We start from the raw sequence: 16,290 nt of genomic DNA on the forward strand, positions 1-16,290 counted from the left end.
CGCAGAGCGTACCCATTCGGGTGCTCCCTGCGTCGGGCCGCACGTCCCGTATCCTCAGGGCACACTTCGCCCCTCTGTCACTGGAGCCAGCATGGACGAGTTCCACCTCCCGTTGCGCGTCGAGGTCGACCCCTCGAAGAACCTCAACGACCTGTTCGCCGAGCGCGTCACCAGCACGCCCGACGGAGTGCTCGTCGAGCACAAGTCGCAGCAGGACGGCCCCTGGATCCCGCTGACCGCGCGGGAGTTCGACGCCGAGATCGTCTCCGTCGCCAAAGGCCTGGTCGCGCGCGGCGTGCAGCCCGGCGACCGCGTCGGCATCATGTCGCGCACCCGCTACGAGTGGTCGCTGCTCGACTGGGCCGTCTGGGCCGCCGGCGCGGTGCCGGTCCCGCTCTACGAGACGTCGTCGGCCGAGCAGGTCCTCTGGATCCTGACGGACGCGGACGTCTCGCTGCTGGTCGTCGAGTCCGCCGCGCACGCGGCCGTCGTCGACGAGGTCCGCGCCGAGGCGCCCCACCTGCGCGAGCTGCTCGTCATTGACGACGGCGCCATCGACGCGCTCGTCACCGGCGGCGCCGACGTGACGGACGACGAGATCGCACGACGCCGCGCGCTCGCGTCGCTGACCGACGTGTCGACGATCATCTACACGTCGGGCACCACCGGTCGGCCGAAGGGCGTCGAGCTCACGCACGGCAACTTCTACGAGCTGACGGTCAACGCGGTCGCCGACCTGCACGAGGTGTTCAGCGAGCCCGGTGCCCGCACCCTGCTCTTCATGCCTCTCGCGCACGTCTTCGCGAGGTTCATCGAGGTCTTGTGCATCCCCGCCGGCGCGGTCCTCGGGCACAGCCCGAGCACGGTCACGCTGCTGGAGGACCTCGGCACGTTCCGGCCGACGTTCATCCTCGCGGTCCCCCGGGTGTTCGAGAAGGTCTACAACTCCGCCGAGCAGAAGGCTGCCGCGGCGGGCAAGGGATCGATCTTCCAGCGAGCCGCCAAGACGTCGATCGTCTATTCGCGCGCCCTCGACAACCCCCGCGGACCCAGCCCGTGGCTCCGCCTCCAGCACAAGGTGGCGGACGCCCTCGTGCTGCACAAGCTGCGCAACGCGCTCGGCGGCCAGGCGCGCTGGGCGGTCTCGGGGGGCGCACCTCTCGGCGAGCGGCTGGGTCACTTCTACCGCGGCCTCGGCCTGAACGTGCTCGAGGGCTACGGCCTCACGGAGACCACGGCGCCCGCGACGGTCAACCGGCCCGGCCGGGGGACCAAGATCGGGACCGTCGGGCTCCCGCTGCCCGGCAGCGGGGTCCGGATCGCCGCGGACGGTGAGATCGAGCTCCAGGGAGTCCAGGTCTTCCGCGGCTACCACAACAACGACGCCGCGACCGCGGAGGCCATGCACGACGGCTGGTTCCGCACCGGTGACCTCGGCTCGCTCGACGACGAGGGCTACCTGCGGATCACGGGACGCAAGAAGGAGATCATCGTCACGGCAGGCGGCAAGAACGTCGCGCCTGCGGTGCTCGAGGACCGCATCCGCGCGCACCCGCTGGTCAGCCAGGTGGTCGTGGTCGGCGACCAGCGCCCGTACATCGGTGCGCTCATCACGCTCGACCCCGAGGGTGTCCCGGGCTGGCTCGCGGCGCACGGCAAGTCGGAGATGACGCTCGCGGAGGCCAGCAAGGACGCCGACGTCCTCGCGTCGCTCGACAAGGCCGTCGAGAAGGCCAACAAGGCGGTGTCCCGGGCCGAGTCGGTGCGCAAGTACCGGATCCTCGACACGGACCTCACCATTGCCAACGGCTACCTCACCCCGAAGCTCAGCATCCGGCGCAGCGAGGTGCTGAAGGACTACGCGGGCGAGGTCGACGCCCTGTACGAGGGGCCCGCGCAGGACTGACGGCTCACACCGCACGCACCAGCCGCAGGGGCGGGACGAGACCCGAGGCCGCGAGCACGCCGATGGCGTGCTGCTCCGCGGCATCGAGCTCGACCGCCCCTGCGGCTGCGCCCGGCTCCGTCCCCGCGGAGACGGGCACGGGCGGCGCCGCGCGCACGGGGATGGTCAGGAACGTCACGACGCAGTCCGCGCACGCCGTGGCGCGCGCCGTGCAGGTGTCGCAGTCGATGATCATGGGTCGGACGCTAACGACGACCACCGACAGCCGGACGTCAGAGGCGCTGCAGGCGGGAGACCAGGGTGCTCGAGGGAACCACCCAGGCGCCCGCGGTCTCGACGTCCCGGACGACCTCCCGGTCGCTCGTCACGACGACGAGCACCCGTCCCGGCGGCTCCGCCTGGACGAGCCGGCGGATGAGGTCGTCGGCGATCTCGCCCACCGCGAACAGCACCCGCACACCCCGTGCGTGCCCCCCGGACGGCTGCGCCTGACCTTCCTGCCCGTCGAAGCAGCACGTCACCTCGGCGCCCGTGCGCGCCGCGATCCCCGCGAGCCCGTCGACGAGGCGGCGACGCTGCTCCGCCAGGGACAGCTCGCCGAACCCCGACTTGGAGACGTTGTAGCCGTCGACCACGAGGTGCGCCCACGGCTGGCGCAGCAGCTCGTCGAGCAGGGCGGGGTCGTCCACCGAGCGCCCGCGCGAGCCCGGCCGGACCGCGGCACGCTCCGTCGGCGGGCTGACCAGATCGGCCGGCAGGTCCGCCACGGGCGGCAGCGCGAGCTCGGACCGCAGTCCGCTCGCGGCGTCGACGATGGTGTCGAGCAGCAGGCGCACCCGGACGTCGGCGAGCTTGCGGGCCGCTCGCAGCTCGGCACGGGCCGCCGTGCGCTCCGCGTTCGCGGAGCGTCGCTCGTCGAGCGCCTGCCTCAGGTCCGCCTCGGCGCGCGACCGTGCGAGCTCGGCGGCGTCGAGCGACGCCCGGGCGTCGTCGGCCGCCCGCCGCCCCTCGCTGCGTGCGCGGTCCGCGTCGGACCGCAGCCGCCGGAGCTCGCGCTGGAGCGCCGCGAGCTGGTCCTGGGCGGCGCGCGCCTCCTCCCGGGCCGCGGCGGCATCGGACCGGAGCCGTTCGGCCTCGGCCTGGGCACGCGCGAGCCTGGCCTGCACCTGGGCGGCGTCGGCGCCACCGTCGACGTCGTCCGCCGGGAGGAGGTCACGCCAGGCCGTCGTCCCGAGGAGCCAGGCGCCCACGGCGGCCCGCAGAGCCGGCCGGGCAGGATGCTCGGCGTCGGCGGCGAGGCTCCCGGCGAGCTCAGGGTTGTTCTGCGCCCAGACGCGGGCCACCCGGGCGCGGAAGGCGTCGTCCTGCAGCGCCAGCCAGAGCGGGCCGGCGCCCGCGGTCGCGCGCCGTCGGGGGGCGAACTTGTGCACCGCGCGCAGCGACTGCGGGACCTCGGACGGTTCGGCGGCCCCGAGCACGTCGGCCGCCACCTGCACGAGCGCTCCGCGCAGCGCAGCCGGCACCTCGCCGGCATCGTCGACCGTCGCGTCCGCACCACCCATGCCCTGCACCCTAGGTCGCGACGCGACGCGACGCGGCCCGACGACCTCCCCGCGAAGGGTGGACGTCGGGCCGCGCCCGTGTGCCGACGTCAGGGGGTCGTGGCGCCCAGGACGTACGAGCCGGAACCGGAGTACGCCAGCACGACGTACCGGTAGGTGCCGGACGTGCCGTTGTACGTGACCGCCTCGTTGTTCGACGAGGTGGTGCCCTGTGCGACGGTCGACCACGACGAGCCGCTGCGCTTCTGCAGGTAGAGGTCGAAGTCCGCTCCCGACGGACCTGCGAGGCACAGTCGGAAGGTGCCGCTGCGCGTCACGGTCACGGACCCGCCGGACGGCTGGGCGACCGCTGCGCCCGAGCTGAGCGAGCCCTGATAGCTGGCGCCGTAGCCCGAGCACGAGGTCGTCGGCGGCGGCGTCGTGCCTCCACCAGTGGTCAGCGTGAGGCCGTACGCGGAGAGGATCTCGTTCACGGGCTGGAAGTAGGTCGTGCCACCCGACGAGCAGTTGCCGGACCCGCCGGACGTCACGCCCTGCGCCTGCGTGCCTGCGATGAGCGAGCCGCCCGAGTCACCCGGCTCGGCGCACACGTTCGTGCGGATCAGGCCGCTGACCGTGCCCTGCGAGTAGGTGACGCTCGCGCCCCGGGCCTGGATGGTGCCGCAGCGCCACCCTGTGGTCGACCCGGACCGGCAGACCGAGGCGCCGATCGCCGCGTCGGTCGACCCGGCCACGCTGACCCGGGAGCCGTCGTAGCGGTTCACCGCACCGACGGGTGTGTTGCCCGAGGCGGCCCGCACCCACGCGTAGTCGTTGCCGGGGAAGCTCGACCCGGCGAACGTCCCGCTCGGCGACGTCGTCGTCGCGCCCGACCGTCCGCAGTGTCCTGCGGTGACGAACCCACCGGTCACGGCGAACCCGACCGAGCACCGTGAGCCGCTGCCGATGTAGTACGCGTTGCCGCCGACGATGTCGATGTACGTCTGCGGCGCCTCCTGCGTGGCCTCGAACGTCACCGAGGCGGCCGGCACACCCGCACGCTCGACCAGCGCCTGGGCGGCCGCCTCACCGCCGGCCCGCACCGAGACGACGACGGAGTTCGTGGCGACGTCCACGTACCAGCTGGGGATCTGGTCGGGCGCGTCCGAGCCCGCCGCGTCGAGCGACGCCTGCCAGCCCTGAAGATCGGCGAGCGTGTCGTCGACGACGACTGCCTTCGCTCCCCGCGCCTGGACCGCGACGGCGGCGCTCGCATCGGCGACGCCGACGTACAGGACGTTCTTCGTGGGGTCGACCCAGGCGCCGGCGAAGGCCGCGCCGAGCTTGCGTTGCAGGTCGACCTCGATCCCGGCAGCCCGGGACTGGAAGGTCAGCCGCGCTGCAGCGTCCGACCGACTGATCCCGAGGTCCCGTTCCAGGGCGCGCGCGATGCCGGGGTCGACCTTCTGCACGATGCCGAGGTCGTGGGGGCTGGTGGATCCGGGGTCGGACGCTGCGGCAGTCGATCCGACCGCCAGCGGTCCGGCGACGAGCGCACCGGCCGCACAGGCCGTGACTAACGCTCGCCAGGTGTGTCGCGTCATCTCTTGTCGTCCCTCCGTCGTCACATCGGCCGGGTAGGCCGGTTGTCACACTAGGGATGACAGGTGTTGGAGCAACAGATCACTCCCGGGGCATAGCACCACGGTTATGGCCCGGCGCCAGCCAGTCGACGAACCGCGGGCTGCTCCGGCTCACCGCCTCGGCGTGCGCACCAGCAGCGGCCTCGACGATGCCCTCGACCGGCAGTGCCGCGCTCTCGTCGCGCCATCCGACGTGGTGCGCCCAGTGCAACGGGGCACCCGCGAGCGGGACCACCGAGACCCCCGGGGTGTCCGGGAACGTCGGCTGCACCAGCGCGACACCGTGCCCGGCACGCACCAGGTCGACGCACGCCGCACGGTCCGCCTCGCTGACCTTGCCCGGCGTGAACCCCGCCCGCGCGCACGCCGTGACGAAGCACCGCTGGAAGCAGCCCGCGCCGGTCACCCCGAACCACTCCGCGTCCGCGAGGTCGCCCAGCGTGACCACCGGGCGCACAGCGAGCGGGTGGTCGTCGGGAACCAGGACGAACACCGGGTCGGTGCTGACCCGTGACCACCGGACCCCGTCCGCCGCCGGCGGCTCCGCTGTCCCGCACAGCCCGACGAGCGCGATGTCGAGTGCCCCCGACGCCAGCTGGTCCGTGACACCGTCGACGTCGGGCAGCGTCACGCTCGTCACCTCGACCTCGAGCTCCGAGATCAGCCGGTTGACGAAGAGACCTCCGAGCGCGGTGCTCGCGGTGCCCACCCGCACCGAGCTCGCCCGCACCTGCGTCCCGGACACGATCGTGTGCGCGTCCTCGACCAGCGCCGCCATCGCGGGGAGCAGGACCTTGGCCCGGGCCAGGACGAACTCGCCCAGCGCGGTCGGTCGCGCGCCCCGCTGGTCGCGGGTGAACACCGCGGCCCCGAACGTGTTGTCGATCCGGTTCAGCTGAGCGGTCAGGGCCGGCTGCGTGAGCCCGAGAGCGGTGGCCGCACGCGTCACCGAGCCCTGCTCCGCGACGGTGACGATCAGGCGCAGGTGACGCAGCTCGAGCTCCATCGGTCGAAACTATCGACCTGTCACCCCCGGGGGGAGGTCAGGCAGCGACCCACCGCGTCCGGATCCCGGCCGTGTCGGTGGCCGTGGGTACCGTCCGGGTCATGTCGACCGTCCGCCGCCTGCGCCCCGTCTGGGCGGACGCCACCCCCGACCCGGCCGGGCACCCCGTCCAGCTCAGCCTCGAGGACCTGGGGACGCCGCTGTCCGACGTCACCTTCGTCGTCGTCGACCTGGAGACCACGGGTGGCACCCCTGCGGACTGCGCGATCACCGAGATCGGGGCGGTCAAGGTGCGCGGCGGCGAGGTCCTCGGCGAGTTCCAGACGCTCGTGGACCCCGGAGGCCCCGTCCCGGCGTTCATCCAGGTGCTCACCGGGATCACCACCACCATGCTGATCGGCGCCCCACCGATCGAGCAGGTGCTGCCCAGCTTCCTCGAGTTCTCCCGCGGAGCCGTGCTCGTCGCGCACAACGCCCCGTTCGACATCAGCTTCCTCAAGGCGGCCGCGGCCCGGACCGGCCACGCGTGGCCCGGCAACCAGGTGGTGGACACGGTCCGGCTGGCCCGGCGGGTCGTCACGCGCGACGAGGCGCCGAACCACAAGCTCTCGACCCTCGCCGGGCTCTTCCACGCCACCGTGACGCCCAACCACCGGGCCCTGTCGGACGCGCAGGCGACCGTCGACGTGCTGCACGCCCTCCTGTCCCGGCTCGCGCCCCTCGGCGTCACGCACCTGGAGGACCTCGCCACCGCGACGGACCCCGTACCGCAGGACGTGCGACGCAAGCGCACCCTCGCCGACGGGCTCCCGGACACCCCGGGCGTCTACCTGTTCCGCGGACCCGGAGACGAGGTCCTGTACGTCGGCACGTCCACCACGTCGCTGCGTCAGCGCGTCCGGTCCTACTTCACCTCCGCCGAGAAGCGCAGCCGGATGATCGAGATGGTCCGGGTCGCCCACCGCGTCGACCCGATCCCGTGCGCCACGCCCCTCGAGGCCCGCATCCGGGAGCTGCGGCTCATCGCCGCCCACTCCCCCCGGTACAACCGCCGCTCCCGGTTCCCCGAGCGGATGCCGTGGGTCAGGCTGACCTCCGAGCCGTACCCGCGCCTCTCCGTCGTCCGGGAGGTCAAGGACGAGGTCGGCGCCACCTACATCGGGCCGTTCACCTCGGCGTCGACCGCGCAGCTGGCCGTCGACGCCCTGCACGAGAGCTTCCCGATCCGGCAGTGCACCCGGCGGCTCCCCCTGGTGGCGCCGGCCGGCTCCTCCGCCTGCGTGCTCGCCGGGCTGGGCCGGTGCGGGGCGCCCTGCACCGGTCACCAGAGCGCTCCGGACTACTCCGACGTCGTCGACCGCGTGCGGCACGCGATGCTCGCCGACGCCGCACCGGTGGTCGAGGCCCACGCCGACCGGATCGCCCTGCTCTCGGCGCAGGAACGGTTCGAGGAGGCCGCGACGGTCCGGGACCGGCTCGGCGGGTTCCTGCGCGGCGCGGCACGGGCCCAGCGGTTCGCGCCGCTCGCCTCCTGTGCCGAGCTGGTCGCAGCTCGCCGGTCCGACGACGGCGGGTGGGAGGTCGTGCTGGTGCGCTACGGGCGCCTCGCCGGGACGGCGCGCGTCGACCGTCGCACCGACCCCCGGCCGACGATCGCCACCCTGCAGGCCACCGGCGAGCAGGTCGAGCCCGCCGTCGCACCCGCGACGGCAGCCCACCCCGAGGAGACCGACCTGATCCTCGCGTGGCTGGAGAAGCCCGGCGTCCGGCTCGTCGCCGTCGACACCCCCTGGGCGTGCCCCGTGCGCTCCGCCGAGGCGCTGGGCGACCCCGCCGCGGCGGTCGGCTCCCTGGTCAGACCCCGTCTCGCGACCACCGAGGACGGTCGCGTCGTCCAGCTGGTGCCGGCATCCGACGGTGCACCCGGAGAGCGGGAGCTGGACGTCACCGAGGCACGGCCCGTGTCGCTCGACCTGGACGACGCGCGGGTCATCCCGATCAGCGCCCGTCCGCCGCGCACGGCATGATGACGAGCATGCTGACCGCCATCGTTCTCATCGACTCGGACGCCGCGAGGATCCCCGAGGTCGCCGCCGCCATCGCGGACCTGCCCGGGGTCAGCGAGGTCTACTCCGTGACCGGGGAGGTCGACCTCATCGCCATGGTCCGGGTGCGTGAGCACGACGACCTCGCGGACGTCATCGCGGACAAGGTGAGCAAGATCGAGGGCGTCCTGCGCACCCAGACGTACATCGCGTTCCGCACGTACTCGCAGCACGACCTGGAGCAGGCGTTCGCCCTCGGTCTGGAGGACTGAGCCGGAGCGCAGCGCAGGGTGAGGGGCGCGGAGCGTCACTCGCCCGGAGCGGAGCGCAGGCTCAGTCCGACCAYCAGCACYGGAGGACTGAGCCGGAGCGCAGCGCAGGGTGAGGGGCGCGGAGCGTCACTCGCCCGGAGCGCGTCAGCGCGCGCTCGCCTCGCGCCAGCGCGCCAGCGCCGCCGCCGCCGCGCCGCTGTCCAGGGCGGCCCGGGCGTGCTCGCTGCCCGCCGCCAGCCGCTCGACGAGCGTGCCGTCCGCGGTGCCCGGCAGGGTGCCGTCCGCGACGAGCGCCGCCGCGACGTTGAGCAGCACGGTCTCGCGCACGGGGCCGGTCTGACCGTCGAGCAACCGCCGTGCGACGTCGGCGTTGTAGTCCGCCTTCGCCCCGCGCAGCGACTCGAGGGTGATCCGTGCGACCCCGAGGTCGGTCTCCCAGTCGATCACCGACTCGGTGACGCCACCGTCCCGGACCTCCCAGAGGCGCGTGGGCCCGGTCGGGGCGATCTCGTCGAGCCCGTCCTCGCCGCGGAACACGAGCGCACCGGCACCTCGCCTGGCGAGCACGCCGGCCAGGAGTGGTGCCATCCGCGCCTCCGCGACACCGATCGCGGCGGACCGTGGCTGGGCGGGGTTGGTGAGCGGCCCGAGGAAGTTGAAGGCGGTCCCGATGCCCAGCTCGGTGCGCGCCGCGGCGGTGTGCCGGAACGAGGGGTGGAACACCTGCGCGAAGCAGAAGGTGATGCCCACCTCGGTGGCGAGCTCGGCGATGCGGGCGGGTGTGTGGTCGAGCCGGATGCCCAGCTCCTCGAGCACGTCGGCCGAGCCGGACGACGACGACGCGGCACGGTTGCCGTGCTTGACGACCGTGATCCCGGCGCCCGCGATGACGAGCGCGGACATCGTGGAGATGTTGACCGTGTGGGACCGGTCGCCGCCGGTGCCGACGATGTCGAGCGTCCGCCCCGGGACCTCGATGCGGACGGCGTGCCCGAGCATCGTGTCGGCCAGCGCCATGAGCTCGTCCACGGACTCGCCCTTGGTCTTCAGCCCGAGCAGGAACGCCGCGATCTTCGGGGTCGACGCGGCGCCGCTCATGATCTCGGACATCGCCCACGACGTCTGCGCCGTCGAGAGGTCCTGCCGTGACGCCAGCGTGGCGAAGAGATCGGGCCACGTGGGCGGGGCCGGTGCGGTGGGACCGTCCGTCATCGGGTGACGGCCGACGGCTCGACGATCGCCGCGACGGCCCCGTGCAGCTCGACCGGGTCGAGGGGCCGGCTCACGACGGCATCGGCGTTCGACCAGGACGCGAGCCACGCGTCCTGCGGGCGTCCGGTGAGGACCAGGGTCGGCGGGCACCGGAAGATCTCGTCCTTGAGCTGGCGCGCGAGCCCGAGGCCCCCGACCTTGTCGGCCTCGCCGTCGAGGATCAGGAGGTCGAGCCCGCCCGACTCGGCCTGCGCGATGACGGCCGCGGCGGTGGCTACCTCGACCCACTCGATGTCGGGTGCGCCACGCCGGAGACGACGACCGACCGCGAGCCGCACCTGCGCACGGGCGTCGACGTCGTCGCTGTACAGAAGGATCCGCGGACCGGGGGTGGCCGCTCCTGCGTTCTCGGGCTGCGCCGTGCTCATGGAAGGTCCTCACTCGTCGTCGACGTGCGTCCGTTGGGGATTCTGGCACGGCTCGTCCCACCAGCGCGGGCAGGACCGTGGACGGGTCGCCCGGACGCATATCACGCGGCGCGCGACGCGCCCGCGCACGACGGGACGGCGAACCCGTGAGCACCGGTTCACGCCCCGTCGTGCAGGGCGAAGATCCGCATGATCTCCGGGCCGCTCCTCGCGCGCGAGGCTCCGGATCATGACGGTGTGACATTTCCCTGTGGCCACGCTGAGGGTCCGACGTCCCATGTACGGGTGTCATCAGCCATAATGGCGATCGTGTCGACCGCAACGGCTGCCCCGCGCACCAGCCCCCACGTGAGCGTCAACCGACCGAACCCTGTCTCGGTGGGGACGATCGTCTGGCTGGCCAGCGAGCTCATGTTCTTCGCCGGCCTCTTCGCCATGTACTTCACGCTCCGTGGCGCCGATCCGGCGGCCTGGGCGGAGAACACGCCCAAGCTCAACATCACCTTCGCCGCGATCAACACGACGGTGCTGGTGCTGTCGTCGGTGACGTGCCAGATGGGTGTGTGGGCCGCGGAGCGGTTCCAGCCGGTGCGCACGGGTTCGCTGTTCCAGGTGAACCGGTGGGGCATGAACGAGTGGATGGCCCTCACGTACATCATGGGCGCCGTGTTCATCGGCGGCCAGATCTACGAGTACGCCGAGCTCGTCCACGAGGGCCTCACGATCTCGTCGAGCCCCTACGGCTCGGTGTTCTACCTGACGACCGGGTTCCACGGTCTGCACGTCGTCGGCGGTCTGCTCGCCTTCCTCTTCCTGCTCGGTCGCTCGTTCAGCGCCAAGCGCTTCGGTCATCACGAGGCCACGACCGCGATCGTGACGTCGTACTACTGGCACTTCGTCGACGTCGTGTGGATCGCGCTGTTCGCCGTCATCTACCTCCTGAAGTAGGGGCGGCGGGCGCCCCCGCCCGACGCCTCGTAGTCCCTATCCCCCATGTGCGAGACGAGGATCGATCCGTGAAGGCACTCGCAGCCCGCAGGCAGGATCGGCGTGCGCCGATCGTGCTGCTCCTGCTGGCGCTGCTGCTCACCGGTGGCCTGTACGCGGTGCTGGCACCGACGTCGGCCGACGCGGCGCCCGTGCAGGCGAGCACGAACGACATCGCGACCGGCGAGAAGCTGTTCCAGGCCAACTGCGCCTCCTGCCACGGGCCGGCCGCGTCCGGCACGGCGAGCGGCCCGTCCCTCATCGGGGTGGGCGCCGCGGCTGTCGACTTCCAGGTCGGTACCGGTCGCATGCCCATGCAGATGAGTGGTCCGCAGGCGCTCCCGAAGCCGGTCCAGTTCGACCAGGAGCAGATCAACGCCCTTGCGGCGTTCGTCGCCTCCTTGGGTGCAGGACCGGCCATCCCCACGCCTGAGCAGGTCGATCCCGCCCTCGGTGACGTCGCCAACGGCATGCTGATCTTCCGCACCAACTGCGCGATGTGCCACAACGCCGTCGGCGCCGGTGGTGCGCTCTCCCAGGGCAAGTTCGCGCCCAACCTGTGGGAGACCACCCCCACCCACCTGTACGAGGCCATGCTGACCGGCCCGCAGTCGATGCCCGTCTTCAACGACGCGAACATCACGCCCGAGGAGAAGCGCGACATCATCGCGTTCATCGACCAGCAGGGTGGTACCTCACCCGGCGGGCTCGACCTCGGCTCCCTCGGACCGGTGAGCGAGGGCCTGTGGGCCTGGGTCGTCGGCATGGGCCTGCTCATCGGCGCAGCCGTCTGGATCGGAGCGAAGTCCTCGTGACCAACCACGACACCGGCCACGAGGCCAGCAACGAGATCGTCACGCACGAGCCGGGCGCGCTGCCCGACCGGTTCGAGGACCCGGGGCACCCGGAGCACCACGACCGCATGGGCGACAACGACCCGAAGGCCAACAAGCGGGCCGAACGTCAGGTCGTCGCCCTGTTCGCCGTCTCCGTGCTCGCCTCGATCGGCTTCCTGGTCGCCTACTTCGCCGTCCCGCCCGGTGAGACGCCCGAGTCGATGCTCCGATCGAACCTCGCGCTCGGCCTCGGCCTCGCACTGAGCCTCCTCGGCATCGGCTTCGCGGCCGTCCACTGGGCGAAGGCGCTCATGAACGACCACGAGAAGTCCGAGGACCGGCACCTGCAGCGCAGCTCGGACGAGAACCGAGAGGCTGCAGTCGTCGCCCTCAAGGACGGCGCCAGCGACTCGGCCATCGGTCGTCGCGGGGTGCTGCAGGGCGCGATGATCTCGGCCCTCGCGCTCTTCCCGGTCGCACTGCTCGTCCCGTTCATCGGCAACACGGGCGGTGACTGGAACGTCTCGAAGTTCCGTCACACGATGTGGAAGAAGGGCACCAAGCTCGCGACGGACCCGTCGGGCCGGCCGATCAAGGCCGCCGACGTGACCATCGGCTCGGTGTTCCACGTGATCCCCGAGAACCTCGACGAGGCGGAGCACCCGCTCGACGAGAAGGCCAAGGCCGTCGTCCTGCTGGTCCGCCTCGACCCTGCAGACCTCACCGAGGCTGAGGACCGCAAGGGGTGGTCGTACGACGGGATCGTCGCCTACTCCAAGATCTGCACCCATGTGGGTTGTCCGGTCGCGCTGTACGAGCAGCAGACCCACCACCTCCTGTGCCCGTGCCACCAGTCGACGTTCGACGTGGCGGACGGAGCGAAGGTCGTGTTCGGACCGGCGAAGCGGCCTCTGCCGCAGCTGCCGATCACCGTCGATGACGAGGGCTACCTGATCGCTCAGAGCGACTTCACCGAGCCCGTCGGCCCGAGCTATTGGGAGCGTCTGGCCAGATGACGACCACAGCCACCCCCACCCCTGTCGAGAAGGTCGCCGCGGGAACCGCGGACTACCTCGACCAGCGCACCGGAGTCGGGACGTTCGTCAAGACGTTCGCCCGCAAGATCTTCCCGGACCACTGGTCGTTCCTGCTCGGTGAGATCGCCCTGTTCAGCTTCATCACGATCCTGATCTCGGGCGTGTTCCTCACGCTGTTCTTCGTGCCGAGCATGAACGAGGTCCACTACGAGGGCCCCTGGGCCGCGATGAACGGCGTCGAGATGTCCGAGGCGTTCGCCTCGACGCTCCGCCTGTCGTTCGAGGTCCGCGGTGGGCTGCTCATGCGGCAGATCCACCACTGGGCCGCCCTGATCTTCATGGCCGCGATCGTCACGCACATGATGCGGGTGTTCTTCACGGGCGCGTTCCGCAAGCCCCGCGAGGTCAACTGGGTGGTCGGCTTCCTGCTGCTCATCCTCGGCCTCGCCGCCGGCTTCTCGGGCTACTCGCTCCCGGACGACGTCCTGTCGGGCAACGGTCTGCGCATCACCGACGGTGTCGTGCGCGCCATCCCGATCATCGGCAGCTACATGTCGTTCTACATCTTCGGTGGAGAGTTCCCCGGGACGGACCTCATCCCCCGCCTCTTCACCGTGCACATCCTGCTGGTGCCCGGCATCATCCTGGCGCTCATCGGCCTGCACCTGTTCTTCGTCGTCCTGCACAAGCACACCCAGTACCCGGGCTCAGGTCGGTCGGACAAGAACGTCGTCGGCTACCCGCTGTTCCCGATCTACGTGGCGAAGGCGGGCGGCTACTTCTTCACCGTCTTCGGCGTCATCGCGCTCATGGCGGCGACGATGTCGATCAACCCGGTGTGGAACTACGGCCCGTACGACCCGTCACCGATCTCGGCGGGAGCTCAACCGGACTGGTACATGCTCTTCCTCGAAGGCTCCCTACGTCTGATGCCAGGGTTCACCGAGGTCGTCATCGGGCACTACACGCTGTCCCTCAACGTGATCATCCCGGCGATGGTCGTGCCGGGCATCCTGTTCACGCTGCTCGCGGCGTACCCGTTCATCGAGGCGTTCGCGACGGGCGACAAGCGTGAGCACCACGTCCTGGACCGCCCCCGCAACCGGCCGTTCCGGACCGCGTTCGGCGTCTCGCTCCTGACGGCCTTCTTCATCCTGGTGCTGGCCGGGTCCAACGACCTGATCGCGACGCACTTCCACATGTCGCTCAACGACATCACGTGGGCGTTCCGTGTCCTGATCTTCGTCGGTCCCTGGTTCGCCTTCTGGGTGACCAAGCGCATCTGCCTCGGTCTGCAGCGCAAGGACCGCGAGCTGGTCCTGCACGGTCACGAGACGGGTCGCATCGTGCGGTTCGCCAACGGTGAGTACATCGAGGTGCACAAGCCTCTGGACGCCCATGAGCGCTGGCTGCGGGTGCAGCACGACGCGATCCGCCCGCTGGAGATCGAGCCGGCGGAGGACTCGCGTGGCGTCCGCCGCAAGGGCTACCGGCTGGACCGGATGCGCCAGCGTCTCTCGCAGACGTTCTACGAGGACCGCATCGAACCGGTGACGCCCGCCGAGCTGGCCGCGTCGCACTCGCACGGCCAGCACGACGCGATCGAGCCCACCGGTGAGCACGCGCCGGCCGAGCTGACCGGCGCCGTGGGCGGCGGGCAGCACCTGGTGGATCCGCAGGATGAGACGGCGCCCGACAGGCGGAATCGCTGATCCTGGACGAGAGTTGACCGTGGAGTCGGGCGGCTCGCCGTAACGGCGGGCCGCCCGTTCCTTTTGTACAGAGCGGACCGCGACATGTGGTCCCAGACCGACGCAGGAGAGGTGTACTCACGCATGGCTGACTACTCGCTTCCGGATCTGCCCTACGACTACGCGGCCCTCGAGCCGCACATCTCGGGCCGGATCATGGAGCTGCACCATGACAAGCACCACGCCGCGTACGTGACGGGCGCGAACACGGCGCTCGAGAAGCTCGCGGCGGCCCGTGCCGCCGACGACTTCGCCGCCGTGAACCTGCACGAGAAGAACCTCGCGTTCAACCTCGGCGGTCACGTCAACCACTCCGTGTTCTGGCAGAACCTCTCCCCGGACGGCGGCGACAAGCCGACCGGTGAGCTGGGTGCCGCGATCGACGAGTTCTTCGGCTCGTTCGAGGCCTTCCAGAAGCACTTCGCCGCGAACGCGCTCGGCATCCAGGGCTCCGGCTGGTCGATCCTCGCGTGGGACTCCATCGGTCAGAAGCTCGTGATCGTGCAGCTGTACGACCAGCAGAGCAACATCGCGCTGGGCCTGGTTCCCGTCGTCGTCCTCGACATGTGGGAGCACGCCTTCTACCTCGACTACGTCAACGTCAAGGCGGACTACGTCAAGGCGTGGTGGAACATCGTCAGCTGGGCTGACGCGGCCGCGCGCTTCGACCGCGCACGGACGCAGACCGCGGGCCTCATCGTCCCCGTCTGACCGTCGTCACGCCTGAGGGCCGCCACCCGTTCGGGAGGCGGCCCTCAGGCACGTACGGGCAGCTCAGGAGTTCGGCTGCAGCGTCCCGATCTCGATGCCGTTCTCGTCGGCGAAGATCAGGTTCTCGCCCTCGACGGTGGCCTTCACCGCGAGCGACAGCCAGGTGTCGACGCTCTGGCACGCCATCCGCGTCGTGGCCCACTCCCCGAAGGCGACCTGGGTGCCGTGCTGCTCCCAGGTGCCCGACATCCGGTTGCACCCGTCGGTCCCGGTGGCGGTGCCGTCCTCGGCAAGCTCGAGCGAGGCGATCCCCTCCGTGTCCTGCATCCCCCAGAGGCCGGTGACGTCGTCGACGGGGTCGCTGCTCGGGGATCCGTCGGCGCACGCGACGAGCGCCGCACCCGCGAGGGTGAGGGCGATCACCGACGTGGTCACCCGGGACCGGTTCACTCAGACTTCTCCAAGGTCCCGATCTCCTTGTCGCCCTCACCGAGCACGGTCATCTCGCCACCGTCGATCGTGGCGGACTCGGCGCCGACGAGCCACGTGTCGACGTCCTCGCAGGCCATCATCGTCGCCGCCAGGTCGCTGAAGTCGACCTCGGTCCCGTCGACCTCCCACGTCCCCGTGAGCTGGTTGCAGCCGTCGCTGCCGGTCAGGGCACCGTCCTCGCCGAGCTCCAGGTAGACGCGTGGTTCGGAGTCCGGCTGAGACCACTCACCGGCGACGTCGGAGTCGGCGAGCGCCGCACCCGACCCGGAGCTGCTCGCACATCCCGCGAGCACACCTCCTGCGACGACGAGGAGCGCGAAGGAACGGGCCGCAGATCGACGCGAATGCCTCATACCGCCGACGCTAGCGCAGAGGACGCGAGAAGGCCCTCACCGGGACGGTGAGGGCCTTCTCGGGCATGTC

16 protein-coding genes are annotated in these 16,290 nt (G+C 71.3%); 8 read left to right on the plus strand and 8 right to left on the minus strand.

The features are described 5' to 3' along the window. Positions 1-91: 91 nt before the first annotated feature. Positions 92-1,906: a long-chain fatty acid--CoA ligase gene (locus ASF78_RS03005; protein ID WP_056584767.1), complete on the plus strand. Its 1,815-nt coding sequence runs from the start codon at positions 92-94 to the stop codon at positions 1,904-1,906. A gap of 4 nt (positions 1,907-1,910) precedes the next feature. Here the strand turns inward: ASF78_RS03005 and ASF78_RS03010 are convergent, their stop codons facing one another. The 4 genes from ASF78_RS03010 to ASF78_RS03025 form a co-directional block, all read right to left on the minus strand. Continuing rightward, positions 1,911-2,141 (minus strand): hypothetical protein, encoded by a 231-nt coding sequence (locus ASF78_RS03010; RefSeq protein WP_056584768.1) that lies wholly within the window; start codon positions 2,139-2,141, stop codon positions 1,911-1,913. Between the two features lie 37 nt (positions 2,142-2,178). Next, a complete protein-coding gene (locus tag ASF78_RS03015; protein ID WP_056588034.1) occupies positions 2,179-3,468 on the minus strand; it encodes an NYN domain-containing protein in 1,290 nt (429 codons plus the stop codon). Between the two features lie 89 nt (positions 3,469-3,557). After that, positions 3,558-5,051 (minus strand): S1 family peptidase, encoded by a 1,494-nt coding sequence (locus tag ASF78_RS03020; protein ID WP_056584770.1) that lies wholly within the window; start codon positions 5,049-5,051, stop codon positions 3,558-3,560. Between the two features lie 79 nt (positions 5,052-5,130). Continuing rightward, positions 5,131-6,096, minus strand: a complete 966-nt coding sequence (locus tag ASF78_RS03025) for a LysR family transcriptional regulator (RefSeq protein ID WP_056584772.1) — start codon at positions 6,094-6,096, stop codon at positions 5,131-5,133. A gap of 101 nt (positions 6,097-6,197) precedes the next feature. Between ASF78_RS03025 and ASF78_RS03030 the strand changes: the two genes are divergently transcribed. Next, a complete protein-coding gene (locus ASF78_RS03030) occupies positions 6,198-8,123 on the plus strand; it encodes a DEDD exonuclease domain-containing protein (RefSeq protein ID WP_082494930.1) in 1,926 nt (641 codons plus the stop codon). 8 nt (positions 8,124-8,131) lie between these two features. After that, a complete protein-coding gene (locus ASF78_RS03035) occupies positions 8,132-8,413 on the plus strand; it encodes an Lrp/AsnC family transcriptional regulator (RefSeq protein ID WP_055915755.1) in 282 nt (93 codons plus the stop codon). 144 nt (positions 8,414-8,557) lie between these two features. Here ASF78_RS03035 and trpD read toward each other — a convergent pair whose 3' ends face one another. Together trpD and ASF78_RS03045 are read right to left on the minus strand one after the other, a co-directional pair. Next, positions 8,558-9,625 carry an anthranilate phosphoribosyltransferase gene (trpD, locus tag ASF78_RS03040; protein ID WP_056584774.1) on the minus strand — a complete coding sequence of 356 codons (1,068 nt, stop codon included), beginning with the start codon at positions 9,623-9,625 and terminating at the stop codon, positions 8,558-8,560. Further along, on the minus strand, positions 9,622-10,053 hold the full coding sequence (locus ASF78_RS03045; RefSeq protein ID WP_056584775.1) for a response regulator transcription factor: 432 nt from the start codon (positions 10,051-10,053) through the stop codon (positions 9,622-9,624). The genes trpD and ASF78_RS03045 overlap by 4 nt, the downstream gene beginning before the upstream one ends. Before the next feature lie 300 nt (positions 10,054-10,353). Here ASF78_RS03045 and ASF78_RS03050 point away from each other — a divergent pair, with 300 nt between their 5' ends. The 5 genes from ASF78_RS03050 (at position 10,354) to ASF78_RS03070 (ending at position 15,375) form a co-directional block, all read left to right on the plus strand. Further along, the gene (locus ASF78_RS03050; protein ID WP_082494763.1) at positions 10,354-11,001 is read left to right on the plus strand and encodes a heme-copper oxidase subunit III; all 648 of its coding nucleotides are present in this window, start codon (positions 10,354-10,356) and stop codon (positions 10,999-11,001) included. A 68-nt stretch (positions 11,002-11,069) separates the two neighbouring features. After that, on the plus strand, positions 11,070-11,855 hold the full coding sequence (locus ASF78_RS03055) for a cytochrome c (RefSeq protein WP_056584778.1): 786 nt from the start codon (positions 11,070-11,072) through the stop codon (positions 11,853-11,855). Further along, complete coding sequence (locus tag ASF78_RS03060) at positions 11,852-12,892, plus strand: Rieske 2Fe-2S domain-containing protein (RefSeq protein WP_369816296.1); 1,041 nt, start codon at positions 11,852-11,854, stop codon at positions 12,890-12,892. Before ASF78_RS03055 ends, ASF78_RS03060 begins: the two co-directional genes overlap by 4 nt. Beyond that, positions 12,889-14,625, plus strand: a complete 1,737-nt coding sequence (locus ASF78_RS03065) for a cytochrome bc complex cytochrome b subunit (protein WP_056584779.1) — start codon at positions 12,889-12,891, stop codon at positions 14,623-14,625. Before ASF78_RS03060 ends, ASF78_RS03065 begins: the two co-directional genes overlap by 4 nt. Positions 14,626-14,748: 123 nt before the next feature. After that, positions 14,749-15,375: a superoxide dismutase gene (locus tag ASF78_RS03070; protein WP_056588043.1), complete on the plus strand. Its 627-nt coding sequence runs from the start codon at positions 14,749-14,751 to the stop codon at positions 15,373-15,375. 63 nt (positions 15,376-15,438) lie between these two features. On the opposite strand, the gene ASF78_RS03075 is transcribed toward ASF78_RS03070, so the two are convergent. Next, the gene (locus tag ASF78_RS03075; protein ID WP_056584782.1) at positions 15,439-15,825 is read right to left on the minus strand and encodes an META domain-containing protein; all 387 of its coding nucleotides are present in this window, start codon (positions 15,823-15,825) and stop codon (positions 15,439-15,441) included. Beyond that, positions 15,822-16,220: an META domain-containing protein gene (locus ASF78_RS03080; protein WP_082494764.1), complete on the minus strand. Its 399-nt coding sequence runs from the start codon at positions 16,218-16,220 to the stop codon at positions 15,822-15,824. The genes ASF78_RS03075 and ASF78_RS03080 overlap by 4 nt, the downstream gene beginning before the upstream one ends. Positions 16,221-16,290 lie beyond the last annotated feature (70 nt).

It is taken from the genome of Cellulomonas sp. Leaf334, from assembly GCF_001424195.1.
GTDB lineage: Bacteria > Actinomycetota > Actinomycetes > Actinomycetales > Cellulomonadaceae > Cellulomonas.

Bases quoted from the DNA above. Each gene is read 5' to 3' on its own strand.
- ASF78_RS03005 (WP_056584767.1), top strand. From the start codon at position 92: ATGGACGAGTTCCACCTCCCGTTGCGCGTCGAGGTCGACCCCTCGAAG.
- ASF78_RS03010 (WP_056584768.1), bottom strand. From the start codon at position 2,141: ATGATCATCGACTGCGACACCTGCACGGCGCGCGCCACGGCGTGCGCG.
- ASF78_RS03015 (WP_056588034.1), bottom strand. From the start codon at position 3,468: ATGGGTGGTGCGGACGCGACGGTCGACGATGCCGGCGAGGTGCCGGCT.
- ASF78_RS03020 (WP_056584770.1), bottom strand. From the start codon at position 5,051: ATGACGCGACACACCTGGCGAGCGTTAGTCACGGCCTGTGCGGCCGGT.
- ASF78_RS03025 (WP_056584772.1), bottom strand. From the start codon at position 6,096: ATGGAGCTCGAGCTGCGTCACCTGCGCCTGATCGTCACCGTCGCGGAG.
- ASF78_RS03030 (WP_082494930.1), top strand. From the start codon at position 6,198: ATGTCGACCGTCCGCCGCCTGCGCCCCGTCTGGGCGGACGCCACCCCC.
- ASF78_RS03035 (WP_055915755.1), top strand. From the start codon at position 8,132: ATGCTGACCGCCATCGTTCTCATCGACTCGGACGCCGCGAGGATCCCC.
- trpD (WP_056584774.1), bottom strand. From the start codon at position 9,625: ATGACGGACGGTCCCACCGCACCGGCCCCGCCCACGTGGCCCGATCTC.
- ASF78_RS03045 (WP_056584775.1), bottom strand. From the start codon at position 10,053: ATGAGCACGGCGCAGCCCGAGAACGCAGGAGCGGCCACCCCCGGTCCG.
- ASF78_RS03050 (WP_082494763.1), top strand. From the start codon at position 10,354: ATGGCGATCGTGTCGACCGCAACGGCTGCCCCGCGCACCAGCCCCCAC.
- ASF78_RS03065 (WP_056584779.1), top strand. From the start codon at position 12,889: ATGACGACCACAGCCACCCCCACCCCTGTCGAGAAGGTCGCCGCGGGA.
- ASF78_RS03070 (WP_056588043.1), top strand. From the start codon at position 14,749: ATGGCTGACTACTCGCTTCCGGATCTGCCCTACGACTACGCGGCCCTC.
- ASF78_RS03080 (WP_082494764.1), bottom strand. From the start codon at position 16,220: ATGAGGCATTCGCGTCGATCTGCGGCCCGTTCCTTCGCGCTCCTCGTC.